This is a genomic window from Janthinobacterium sp. CG_23.3 (assembly GCF_046115965.1).
Classification (GTDB): Bacteria; Pseudomonadota; Gammaproteobacteria; order Burkholderiales; family Burkholderiaceae_D; genus Janthinobacterium.
This window is the reverse complement of record NZ_JBJXIB010000075.1, coordinates 17,368-29,150: the sequence shown is the minus strand read 5'-3', so window position 1 is coordinate 29,150 and position 11,783 is coordinate 17,368. Positions and strand designations below refer to the sequence as shown.

9 protein-coding genes, 3 tRNA genes and 1 pseudogene are annotated in these 11,783 nt (G+C 67.7%); 7 read left to right on the top strand and 6 right to left on the bottom strand.

What is annotated here, in order from left to right; translation table 11 throughout:
* Window positions 1-459: leucyl/phenylalanyl-tRNA--protein transferase (locus ACFDR9_RS17420; protein WP_409031798.1), on the bottom strand; the 459-nt coding region annotated here is incomplete at its 3' end.
* Window positions 460-479: 20 nt separating this feature from the next.
* A complete protein-coding gene (locus tag ACFDR9_RS17415; RefSeq protein WP_409031797.1) occupies window positions 480-1,049 on the bottom strand; it encodes an NUDIX hydrolase in 570 nt (189 codons plus the stop codon).
* A 183-nt stretch (window positions 1,050-1,232) separates the two neighbouring features.
* Between ACFDR9_RS17415 and ACFDR9_RS17410 the strand changes: the two genes are divergently transcribed.
* Window positions 1,233-1,309: transfer RNA gene (locus ACFDR9_RS17410), tRNA-Met, on the top strand.
* 292 nt (window positions 1,310-1,601) lie between these two features.
* Here ACFDR9_RS17410 and ACFDR9_RS17405 read toward each other — a convergent pair.
* Window positions 1,602-2,372, bottom strand: coding sequence for a transporter substrate-binding domain-containing protein (locus ACFDR9_RS17405; RefSeq protein ID WP_017878835.1), 771 nt, complete (start codon window positions 2,370-2,372; stop codon window positions 1,602-1,604).
* Window positions 2,373-2,471: 99 nt separating this feature from the next.
* Between ACFDR9_RS17405 and ACFDR9_RS17400 the strand changes: the two are divergent.
* The 6 genes and pseudogenes from ACFDR9_RS17400 to ACFDR9_RS17375 all read left to right on the top strand — a co-directional run.
* A pseudogene (locus tag ACFDR9_RS17400) lies at window positions 2,472-4,418 on the top strand (PAS domain-containing sensor histidine kinase); the annotation flags it as partial.
* A 76-nt stretch (window positions 4,419-4,494) separates the two neighbouring features.
* On the top strand, window positions 4,495-5,226 hold the full coding sequence (locus tag ACFDR9_RS17395) for a response regulator (protein WP_409031800.1): 732 nt from the start codon (window positions 4,495-4,497) through the stop codon (window positions 5,224-5,226).
* Window positions 5,227-5,241: 15 nt separating this feature from the next.
* Window positions 5,242-5,655 (top strand): response regulator, encoded by a 414-nt coding sequence (locus tag ACFDR9_RS17390; RefSeq protein ID WP_409031796.1) that lies wholly within the window; start codon window positions 5,242-5,244, stop codon window positions 5,653-5,655.
* Entirely contained in the window at window positions 5,652-8,282 is a 2,631-nt protein-coding gene (locus ACFDR9_RS17385) for an EAL domain-containing protein (RefSeq protein WP_409031795.1), read from the top strand. Before ACFDR9_RS17390 ends, ACFDR9_RS17385 begins: the two co-directional genes overlap by 4 nt.
* Before the next feature lie 101 nt (window positions 8,283-8,383).
* Window positions 8,384-8,460: transfer RNA gene (locus tag ACFDR9_RS17380), tRNA-Met, on the top strand.
* A 120-nt stretch (window positions 8,461-8,580) separates the two neighbouring features.
* Window positions 8,581-8,657: transfer RNA gene (locus tag ACFDR9_RS17375), tRNA-Met, on the top strand.
* Window positions 8,658-8,817: 160 nt separating this feature from the next.
* Here the strand turns inward: ACFDR9_RS17375 and ACFDR9_RS17370 are convergent.
* From ACFDR9_RS17370 to ACFDR9_RS17360, 3 genes are all read right to left on the bottom strand, one after another.
* Window positions 8,818-9,735 carry a DNA-3-methyladenine glycosylase family protein gene (locus ACFDR9_RS17370; protein ID WP_409031794.1) on the bottom strand — a complete coding sequence of 306 codons (918 nt, stop codon included), beginning with the start codon at window positions 9,733-9,735 and terminating at the stop codon, window positions 8,818-8,820.
* Window positions 9,732-10,622, bottom strand: a complete 891-nt coding sequence (locus ACFDR9_RS17365; protein ID WP_026133386.1) for a DMT family transporter — start codon at window positions 10,620-10,622, stop codon at window positions 9,732-9,734. The genes ACFDR9_RS17370 and ACFDR9_RS17365 overlap by 4 nt, the downstream gene beginning before the upstream one ends.
* Before the next feature lie 92 nt (window positions 10,623-10,714).
* Window positions 10,715-11,743, bottom strand: coding sequence for an XdhC family protein (locus tag ACFDR9_RS17360; RefSeq protein WP_409031793.1), 1,029 nt, complete (start codon window positions 11,741-11,743; stop codon window positions 10,715-10,717).
* Window positions 11,744-11,783: the final 40 nt, after the last annotated feature.

Sequence of the window (11,783 nt, the reverse complement as noted above, 5' to 3'; positions counted from 1 at the left end):
TACCCCCGCGACCCGCTGCCCACCACGCCCGCTGCGCTGGGGGCGTGGGGGCTGGAGGGGTTGAGTTGGGGGGGGTTTGGCGTTACTTTCAGAGCCCCCCCCCCCCCCTGCCCCCCCCCCCCCCCCCCCCCCCCAGGCCCGCATGACGGCCTCGAAGTCGCTGTCGAAGCGCACCTGCCAGCGCCCGTCCGTGGCGGCGCTGCGGGCGACCCGGCGCAGCGCCTTCTTCAGGCTGTCGGAGACGCGCAGCTCGGCCGTCATCAGCACCATGCGCGGGTCGGTGCTCCACCAGAGGATGGGTTGGCCCTCGGAAAACCAGGGGAAGATGCCGCGCCGGTAGGCCGCCAGCAGGCGCTGCGGCGACAGGTCGGCGCCGGCGGCCAGCAGGCCCGGCGCGTCGGTCGTCAGCGCCTGCGAGACGTCGGGGAAGGGCGTGTGCGGATCGAGCCAGGGAATCATCGGCGCGCTCGGGTTGGCGCTCAGCCGGCGCGCATCGGCCGGTCGATGTCGAGGGTGTGGAAGCCGTGGCTGCCGCCCCCGCGTATTTTGACCCGGTCCGAGAAGAACAGTTCCAGCGTGGTGCGGATGGTGGGGAAGGCCAGGTCGTCCCAGGGGATCTCGGCCTCGCTGAACAAGCGCACGTCCAGGCTTTCGATGCCGGGCGCGAAATCGAGGTCGCGCAGGCGCGCCAGGTAGAACATGTGGACCTGGTGCACGCGCGCCACGTTGAGCAGGGTGAACAGGCCGCCCAGCTCGATGTTGGCGCCGGCTTCCTCGACCGTCTCGCGCAGCGCCGCGTCGGCCGTGGTTTCATTGTTTTCCATGAAGCCGGCGGGCAGCGTCCAGTAGCCGTAGCGCGGTTCGATCGCGCGCTTGCACAGCAGAATTTGTAATTGGCCGTCCTGTTCCCACACCGGAATCGAGCCGATCACCATTTTCGGGTTCTGGTAGTGGATGGTGGCGCAGTGGACGCAGACGTAACGCGGGCGGTTGTCGCCGGCCGGGACCGACAGTTCAACGGGATGGGCGCATTCGGAGCAAAATTTCATGGGCAATGGCAAAAGTAGGTTTAGTGCTTACTTTACACCGATTGCGCGCACCACGGCGCATTCAGCACGGCGCCCTGCGTCTGATCATGCGTGCCGGCAGGGCTAGCGCGGGCAATCGGGCGCTATTGCGGTCGGTTTTTAGATAGATATTGCCTAAGTTTACGATCTCGCCTATAATGCGTCTGCGGGGTGGAGCAGTCTGGCAGCTCGTCGGGCTCATAACCCGAAGGTCACAGGTTCAAATCCTGTCCCCGCAACCATATTTCGAAGCCGCCGGTTCTTGCAAAAGGGCCGGCGGCTTTTTGCTTTTTCCGCAAGATCGGCATCGGTCGCGGCCCATAGCGCTCTCCCCGTGTAGGCTAGACAAGCCAGTCGATATACTTGCTATGGCTGTAGTCCTATACACGCGTCAAACGACCCGCCGCGGCGATGCCAGAGTGCCATATGGCTCTGTGTCCGCACCTTTTTACACTTGCAAGCGGATCGGCGTTGTTGGTTTTACCGCCCCGTTTCGGCTTGTCGTTTGCCGGCCCGGCGTCGGGCCGGGTCGCGTTAATGCTGCCGCGCCGGGCCGGCGTGCGCGCTGGCGCCCGGGCGCGCCTTGCTGACGCGGTCGATCGCCCGGTTCAGCCTGGCCATGACGTCCGGCGCGACGTCGCGGCTGCAGGCGATGTGGCGGGTCAGGCCGGGCGGCATGTCGGGGAAATCGTGGCGCACGGTGTTGCGCAGGCTGGCGTCGCGCTGGCGGTAATACTCCCAGTCCTCGCGGTCGAGGAACATGAACGAGGCGCGCCCGACCGTGAGCATGCGCATCATCGCGGTGGGGTCGACGGTGCGCCGCACCACCTGGTTGGCGCCGTGCGCGATCAGGGCGTCGATGTCGGCGCCGTAGGAGACGCCGTCAACGATGCCGATGGTCAGGTGCATATCGCCCAGCAGCGACGCCAGCGTGGCGTGGGCGCGCACCTGGGCGACGGCGCCGGGCGCGATGAGGATGGTGTGCGGCGGGTCGAGGTGGAAGGGCGCGCTGAACTGGGCCACGCGTTCCCGCTCGGGCAGGCGGTACCAGCCGATCGAGCAATAGTTGGGCTTGCCGCCGTGGAAATTGGCCCAGATGCGTTTGGCCGGCTCGGTGACGAAGCGGTTGTCGACGCCGGCGGCGGCGAACACCTGTTGCGCGCGCTCCAGCAGGAAACCCTTCTCCTCGCCGTCGTCGGTGTAGTGGTAGGGCGGTTTGTCGCGCCAGGCGACGGTGATCGGCGCGGCCGCCGCCGGCGTGGCGTAAAGAAGCGCGAGGGCGAGGGGGGCGAAGCCGAATTTCATTGTCGCGTCAGATAGGGGCGGGTGCAGCGAGGATAGCAGACCTGGGCGCGGCTGTGCGGGCGACGGGCGCGCGCCGGGGAGATTCCGCCAATTCATGCCATGTTCCAGGTAGTGGCGCCGCCTTGCGCCGCGTGCCGGCCCCGCGCCAAGTGGCCTTGCGGCCACCCGCTTCCCCCTGTTGTGATTATTGGCGAGATTGCCGCCCGGCGTTTCCGACCACAATGGTGGACGAGTTTCTTCGATATGCTTGTGCAATTGATGCGATTGCGCCTACTATCAAGTGGTGCAAATTTTCTGATGGAAATTCGCGCAAGGTCCGCCCGGAAGGCGGGTCGCACTGGTTCCCCCTGTTTCATCGAGCTAGAGGAAGCGCTTATGCCGACCAGTGTTTTCAGCGACAGCGCCGGGGGTGGCGACGGCGTCGCCGGCGCGCTACAAAAAAAGCAGGCGCTGATCAAGACCGGCGCCCTGCAGGACGCCATTTTCAATAGCGTCTACTTCTCCAGCATCGCCACCGACGAGCGCGGCGTGATCCAGATTTTCAACGTCGGCGCCGAGCGCATGCTCGGCTACGACGCGGTCGACATCGTCAACCGCATCACGCCGGCCGACATTTCCGATCCGCACGAACTGGTCGCCCGCGCCAGCAGCCTGAGCGATGAATACGGCACCCCCATCAGCCCCGGTTTCGAGGCGCTGGTGTTCAAGGCCTCGCGCGGCATCGAGGACATGTACGAGCTGACCTACGTGCGCAAGGATGGCAGCCGCTTTCCCGCCGTGGTCTCGGTGACGGTGCTGCGCGACGCCGGCGGGAGCGTGCTCGGCTACCTGCTGATCGGCACCGACAACACCGCCCGCAAGCAGGTCGAGGCGGCCCAGGCGGTGCTCGACCAGCGCCTGCGCGACCAGCAGTTCTACACCCGCTCGCTGATCGAGTCGAACATCGACGCGCTGATGATGACCGACCCGCAGGGCATCATCTCCGACGTCAACCAGCAGATGATCGCGCTGACCGGGCGCACCCGCGACGAGCTGATCGGCGCGCCCAGCAAGAACTTCTTCACCGACCCGTTGCAGGCCGACGCCGCCATCAAGCGCGTGCTCAAGGAAAACAAGGTCAGCGACTACGAGTTGACGGTGCGCGCCTTGAACGGCGACGAAACCGTGGTGTCGTACAACGCCGCCACCTTCCACGACCGCGACCGCACCCTGCAGGGGGTGTTCGCGTCGGCGCGCGACGTCACCGAGCGCAAGCGATTCGAGCGCGCGCTGCACGAGAAAAACGTCGAACTCGAGCACGCCAGCCGGATGAAGTCGGAGTTCCTGGCCACCATGTCGCACGAGTTGCGCACGCCGCTCAACGCCATCATCGGCTTTTCCGAGGCGCTCAAGGACGGCCTGATCGGCGCGCTCAGCGACAGCCAGCACGAATACATCGGCGACATCTTCACCAGCGGCCAGCATCTGCTGTCCCTGATCAACGACATCCTCGACCTGTCGAAGGTCGAGGCCGGCATGATGGCGCTTGAACTCGACCCGGTCGAGCCCCTTGGCCTGCTCTCGAGCAGCCTGTCGATCGTCAAGGAAAAGGCGGCGGCCCAGCGCATCAGCCTGACGCTGGACGTCGCCGGCGACCTGGGCGAGCCGCTGCTCGACATCCGCAAGACCAAGCAGATCGTCTACAACCTGCTGTCGAACGCCGTCAAGTTCGGCGCCGAGGGCAGCAACGTCACCCTGAGCGCGCGCCGGGTCGCGCGCCAGCAGGTCGGCGTCTTGCCGGGGCCGTGGCCGGTGCACGGCTTCGCGCTGGCCGACAGCGAGTTCAACGAATTCCTGGAAATTTGCGTCGGCGACAGCGGCATCGGCATTTCGTCGCGCGATATGGGCAAGTTGTTCCAGGCCTTCAGCCAGATCGACAGCAGCCTGGCGCGCAAGTTCGAGGGCACCGGCCTGGGCCTGGCGATGGTCAAGCAACTGGCCGAACTGCACGGCGGCACGGCGGCGGTGGCCAGCGCCGAGGGCGAGGGCGCCCGCTTCGCCGTCTGGCTGCCGCTGCGCCGGCAGGCGCGCGCCGCCGCCGCCGCGGCGGCGGCCGGCGCGGCGGGGGGGGCGCACCGCGCTGGTGGTCGAAGACGACGAGCGCGCCGCCGAGCTGGTGCGCCTGCTGCTCGAGGCCGAAGGCTTCACCGTGCTGATCGCCGCCAGCGCCGAGGCGGCGCTGTTGCTGGCGCCGCAACATACGCTGAGTCTGATCACGCTCGACTTGATGTTGCCCGGCATCGACGGCTGGGAATTCCTGCGGCGCCTGCGCGAAGCGGGCGCCCTGGCGCGCGTGCCGGTGGTGATCATCTCCGGCAGCGTCGACAAGCATCTGGCGCTGGCCGGCGGCGCCGCCGCCGTGCTGCAAAAACCGATCAGCCGGGCTCAGTTGAAGAGTTCGCTTTCCAGCCTCGGCCTGCTGCCGACGCCGGACCAGGTCCACACGGTGCTGATCGTCGACGACGACCCCAAGGCCGTCGAGGTGATCGCCGCGTTCCTGCCGGGGCCGGCCTACGCGGTGGCGCGCGCGTATGGCGGCGCCGAGGCGATCGCGCTGGCGCAACGGTTGCGCCCGGACTTGATCCTGCTCGACCTGATGATGCCGGAGGTGAACGGCTTCGACGTCGTCGAGGCCTTGCGGCGCCACGACGCCACCGCGCAGATCCCGGTGCTGGTGGTGACGGCCAAGCTGATCACCGAGCAAGACCGTAGCGTACTCAACAGCAAGCTGGCCCAGCCTATCCATATTATCGAGAAACCGGGGTTCGACCAGTTGCGCTTCATGGCCGAGGTCCGGCGCGCGTTGCTGTCATAGTGCAAGGGGCGGGACATGGCGAGAATATTGATGGTGGAAGACAACGCGGCGAACATGAAGCTGTCCGTGCTGTTGTTACAAAACGCCGGCCACGCGGTGTTGTGCGCGGCCGACGCCGAAACCGGTTTAACGCTGGCGCGCGCCGAGCTGCCCGACCTGATCCTGATGGATATCCAGCTGCCGGGCATGGACGGGCTGGCGGCGACCGCCCTGCTGAAGGGCGACCCGGCCACCGCCGCCATCCCCGTCATCGCGCTGACGGCGATGGCGATGAAGGCGGACCGGGAAAGAAGCCAGCTGGCCGGCTGCGACGCCTACATCGCCAAGCCGCTGCGCTACCAGGAGTTGTACGCGACCATCGACACGCTGCTACTGAAGTCGCAGCAACTGGCGGCCGGCGGGAGTCCAACGTCCAAGCTGGCGCCGTGAGCGCGCGCGCCGCCACCATCCTCGTCGTCGACGACGAGGCGCAGAACCGGCGCCTGCTCGAGGCGCTGCTGCGGCCCGAGGGCTACCTGACCCAGACCGCGGCCAGCGGCGCCGAGGCGCTGCGCTCGATCGCCGCGCAGCCGCCCGACCTGGTCCTGCTCGACGTCATGATGCCGGACATGGACGGCCACGCGCTGGCCCGCCTGCTCAAGGCCGACCCGGCCACCAGCGCCATCCCGATCATCATGGTGACGGCGCGGGACGACCGCGGCGCCCGCCTGGCCGGGCTCGACGCCGGCGCCGAGGAGTTCCTGAGCAAGCCGGTGGACCGGGCCGAGCTGTGGTTGCGGGTGCGCAACCTGCTGCGCTTGAAGGCCTTCAGCGACTTCCAGCAGAGCTACAGCGCGATCCTCGAGCGCCAGGTGCGGGAACGCACGGTCTCGCTACAACGCTTCCGCACGGCGATGGACGCCACCGCCGACGCCATCATGCTGGTCGAGCGGCGCAGCATGCTCTTCGTCGAAGTCAACGCCACCGCCTGCAAGATGCTCGGCTACGCCCGCGAGGAATTGTTCGCGCTGGGGCCGTCGCAGATGGGCGGCGGCAGCCGCGACGAACTGGCGGCGATGTACGACGCCATCATCGGCGGCGCCAGCGTCGGCGGCTTCAGCGAAACCCAGTTGCGGCGCAAGGACGGCTCGATGCTGCAGGTGGAGGTCAACCGGCAGGCCCAGCGCTTCGGCGACGACTGGATCATCGTCGGCGTGGCGCGCGACATCACCGAGCGCAAGGAGGCCGAGTTGCGGCTGCACCGGATGGCCCATTTCGACGCGCTGACCGGCCTGCCCAACCGCACGCTGTTCTACGAGACATTGAAGAAAACCCTGGTCCAGGCCGAACTGAGCGGCTGGCAGATCGGCGTGCTGTTCATCGACCTCGATTATTTTAAGAACGTCAACGACACGCTCGGCCACGCGGTCGGTGACGAGCTGCTGGGCCAGTTCAGCAGCCGCCTGGTGCAGTGCGTGCGCGCGCGCGACGTCGTCGGGCGCCTCGGCGGCGACGAGTTCGCGGTGATCCTGGTCATGCAAGAGGGGCCGCAGGGGGCGGTCCAGGTCGCCACCAAGATCCGCGACGCGCTGCGCGCGCCGTTCGCGCTGAAGGGGCACGAAATGAGCGTCACCGCCAGCGTCGGCATCACCCTGTATCCGGACGACGCGGCCGACCCGGACACGCTGGTCAAGTACGCCGACACGGCGATGTACCGGGCCAAGCAGGCCGGGCGCGACACCTACCGCTTCTTCACCGCGCAGATGAACGCCGAGGTGCTGGCGCGGCTGGACCTGGAGGTCGCGTTGCGCAGGGCGCTCGAGAACGGCGAGTTTTCGCTGGTGTACCAGCCCAAGGTGACGCTCAGCACCGGGCGCATGTCCGGCGTCGAGGCGCTGCTGCGCTGGCAGCGGCCGGGGCACGGGCTGGTGCCGCCGCAGGACTTCGTCCCCATGCTGGAAGAGACCGGCCTGATCGTGCGGGTAGGCAACTGGGTCATCGCCAGCGCCTGCCGCCAGATCGGCCTGTGGTTGCGCGGCGCGGTCGGCCCGGTGCAGGTGTCGGTGAACGTGTCGGGGCGCCAGTTCGTCGAGGGCGACCTGGACGAGGAGGTCGGCGCGGCGCTGTGCGAGAACGACATCTCGCCCGACCTGCTGGAGTTGGAGCTGACCGAAAGTTCCTTGATGGCCAACACCGAGCGCACCATGGACACGCTGCGCAAGCTCAAGGGCCGCGGCGTGCAGATTTCAATCGACGACTTCGGCACCGGTTACTCCAGCCTGGCCTATCTGCGCCGCTTCCCGATCGACAAGATCAAGATCGACATCGCCTTCGTGCGCGACGTCACCACCAATTCGGACGACGCCGCCATCGTGCTGGCCATTATCGGCATGGCCCACAGCCTGAAGCTGGAGGTGATCGCCGAAGGGGTTGAGACGGCGGCCCAGCTGTCCTACCTGCGGCGCCACCATTGCGATCAGATCCAGGGCTTCTATTTCAGCCGGCCGCTGGCGCTGGAGGGCATCGAGGGCGTGCTGCGCGAGCGCAAGCGCCTGCCGGCGCAGGCCGCCGAGGCGCGCGCGCCGCGCCAGACGCTGTTGCTGGTCGACGACGAGGAGCATATCCTGTCCACGCTGCAGCGCCTGCTGCGCCAGGACGGCTACCACATCCTGGCGGCGCAGTCGGCCGCCGAGGGCTTCGAGCTGTTGGCGCTGCACGAGGTGCAGGTGATCCTGTGCGACCAGCGCATGCCGGCGATGAACGGCACGGTGTTCCTGGACCGCGTCAAGGAACTGTACCCGAAGACGCTGCGCATCGTGCTGTCGGGCTACACCGACCTCGAGTCGATCATGGAGGCGATCAACCGCGGCGCCATCTACCGTTTCTACACCAAGCCATGGGACAACAAGCTGTTGCGCGACAACATACGTGAAGCCTTCCGCCATTACCGCCTGCTGCACGACGTGCCGCTCGAGACCTCCGGCGAGGAGGGCGGCGAGGCGCCGGCAGCCGGCGAGACCGGGAGCCAGGAAATGGGCAAAGAACTGGGCCAGGAAATTGGCCAGGAAATCGGCTAGATGCAGTCGTCCTGAGGCGGGCGGCGGCACCGAAGCCGCGGCTTTCCGTGGAGGCGGGAGTTGGCCATTGCGCATTGCGGAAAATGCCTATATAATTCTTGTGCGGGGTGGAGCAGTCTGGCAGCTCGTCGGGCTCATAACCCGAAGGTCACAGGTTCAAATCCTGTCCCCGCAACCAAATATCGAAGCCGTCGGTTCTTGCAAAAGGAACCGGCGGCTTTTTGGTTTTTCCGGCGCCTCTTGCCGGTAATCCGGACATGGCTATTGCCCTGAGCGGCGCCAGCGTATATAATTCTTGTGCGGGGTGGAGCAGTCTGGCAGCTCGTCGGGCTCATAACCCGAAGGTCACAGGTTCAAATCCTGTCCCCGCAACCAAATATTGAAGCCGTCGGTTCTTGCAAAAGAGTCGGCGGATTTTTGGTTTTTGCGCCGACGATTTTTACGCCAGCGCGCCGTCGAGCCGGCCGATGCGGTGGCTCACCGGACGGACGAAACTAGTCCATTGCGGGCCTGATACGATGAAGGGCAAGCTTGATTATTCGTGCGGGCGCTGGTGCAGGCTGGCCCACAGGTGGGCGGCGAGCATGGTGCGGTGGGGCCGGTACTGCGCCAGCCATTGCTCGGTGCGCGCCATGTCCGGCTTGCTTGGCTCGCCCAGCAGCGCTTGCAGCGCGGCGCGGATGGCGACGTCGCCGTGCAGCGAGCAGTCGGCGTAGCCGTAGCCGCGCAGCAGCGCGTAGTTGACGGTCCACGGGCCGATTCCCTTCACCGCCAACAAGGCCGCCGAGACCGGTCCGACGTCGCCGCCCGGCGCCAGCGCCAGGTCGAGCGCGCCGTCGTCGACCAGGCGCGCCAGGCGCAGCAGGGTTTCCGCCTTGGCGCGCGAGAATTTGCGCGCGGTCAGTTGCGCCACGTCGAGCCGGGCGACGTCGGCCGCCTCGGGATAGCACCACAGGCCGCCGCTGTGTTGGCGGCCCGCCTGCAAGATGAAGGTGCGGCGCAGCGCAATGGCGAAAGGCAGGTTGATCTGCTGGCCGATGATGGCCCAGGTTAACGCTTCGAAGGCGCTGGCCGACTGGACGATGCGCAGGCCGGGCTGGGCCGCCACCAGCGGCGCCAGCAGCGCGTCGGCGCCGACGAAATCGGCGAACGGTTGCGGATCGATGCGCAGGCCGAGGATGTTGTGCAAGGCCTGCCCGGCCTGCGCGGCGGCGCCGGCCGACAGCGCGGCGTCGGCGCGCACGCTGCACTCGGCCACGCCCGGGCCGAAGGCGATGTCGAGTTCGACCGCGGCGCCGTCCAGCAGCACGCCCTTGCGCAGGCGTTGCGGACCGACCTGTTCGGCCACGCTTTCGCTGTCGCGGCTATGGAAGGCGATCACGTCTTGCAGGCGGTAGCCCGGCGGCAGCGCGATGGCGACTTGGCGCACGTTGACGCCGTCGCCGCCGCTCATACCGAGGCCGGCTTGCGCAGCCAGGCCAGGCTGGGGCGGAAGCCGGTCACCAGCGCGGTGCCGACGATGACAATGGAGGAGCCGGCCACGGTGTGCCAGCCGAAGTCCTCGCCGAGGAACAGGCAGCCCCACAGGATGCCGAACACCGGTATTAGGAACGTCACCGTCAGCGCCGAGGTGGCGCCGACGTCGTGGATCAGGCGGAAGTACAGCAGGAAGGCGACGCCGCTGCACAGCACGCCGAGCGCCAGCACCGCCGCCATCACGCCCACGCTGGGGCTGGCCGGGGCCGGGAAAAACGGCAGCGCCGGCAGCACCATCAGCGCGGCGGCCCACATGCTGCCGTGGGCGTTGGCGAAGGGCTCGACCGCCTTGGCCGATTTGGCGTAGGTGGTGGCGATGCCGTAGCAAAAGGCCGCCAGCAGGCCGGCGCAGATCGCCACGCCGGCGCCGGCCTGGGTCGAGACGTGGTCGAAGCCGACTAGCAGGGCCACGCCGCCCAGGCCGAGCACCAGGCCGAGCAGGGTGCGCGGCGCCATCGCGTGGCGGCTCCAGACGGCGGCGATCAGCGCGCTCCAGATCGGCGAGGTGGCGTTCAGCACCGACAGCACCGAGGCCGACAGGCTGGTGGCGGCGTAGGCGTACAGCATGAACGGCAGCGTCGAGTTGAAGAAGCCGAGCACCATGAAGTGCTGCCAGTGCTGGCGCAGGCCCAGCGGTTTTTTCAGCACGAAGCCGATCACGGCCAGGAACACGGCGGCCGAGCCGACCCGGTATTCGATCAGCACGGCCGGTCCCAGCACGGGCGCGCCGATGCGCATGAACAGGAAGGAGGCGCCCCAGATCGCGGCCAATAGGATGAGCCTGAGGGAGTCGGCTGCTTTCATGTCGTGTCTTTCATTTGCCAAAGGTGAAGTGTGTTACCGGCGCCGCCAGGGCGCCAGCCGATTCTTGCTATTGAATTGCGCGCTTGGATTGCTTATTCGATGCGTTCGGTGAAGGCCCGCGCGCACGGCGTCTCGCCCGGCGCGGCCAGGGCGGCGGCGTGGCCGATTTGCAGCGCCGCCGGCACGGCGTTTTTCACGGCGGTCATTTCGGCCAGGATCGATATGGCGATCTCGGCCGGCGTCTTGCTGCCGATGTACAGGCCGATGGGAGCGTGCAGGCGCGCCAGTTGCTCGGCGCTGACGTCGAATTGCAGCAGGCGCTCGCGGCGCTTGCCGTTGTTCAGGCGCGAGCCGATCGCGCCGACGTAGAAGGCGTCCGATTTCAGCGCCTCCATCAGCGCCAGGTCGTCCAGCTTGGGGTCGTGGGTCAGGGCGACGACGGCGCTGCGCCGGTCCAGCCGCAGTGCCAGCACCAGGTCGTCCGGCATCGCGTGCACCAGTTCGACGCCGGGCAGTTGCCAGCCGCTGCGGTATTCCTCGCGCGGGTCGCAGACGACGACGTGGTAGTCCATCGCCATGGCGATTTGCGCGAGAAAGCGCGACAGTTGGCCGGCGCCGATGATCAGCAGGCGCCAGCGCGGGCCGTGCACGGTGGTCAGCAGGCGCCCGTCGAGTTGCAGCGCGGCGCCGGGGCCGGCCGGCGCCAGCGTGACGGCGCCGCTGTCGAGGTCGAGCCGGCGCGCCACCAGTTCGTGGCGCTCCAGGCGTTGCAGCAGTTCGGCCACGGCGCTGCGCGGCGTCAGCGGCTCGATCGCCAGTTCGATGGTGCCGCCGCAGGGCAGGCCGAAGCGCTGCGCCTCGTCGGCCGTGATGCCGTAGCTGACCAGCTCTGGCGCGCTGCGGCGGATGCCGTGCCGGCGCACCCGGTCGATCAGGTCGTCCTCGATGCAGCCGCCGGAGACCGAGCCGACCACGCGGCCGTCGTCGCAGATGGCCAGCGTGGCGCCGACCGGGCGCGGACTCGACCCCCAGGTCTTGGTCACGGTGACCAATTCGCAGCGGTGGCCGGCCGCCAGCCAGGCGGCGCTGCTCTTCAACACTTCGAGGTCGATGCTGTCCATTGCGCGAAAGGGCTCCATGCCGGGTGGTCGGGCGAAGCAT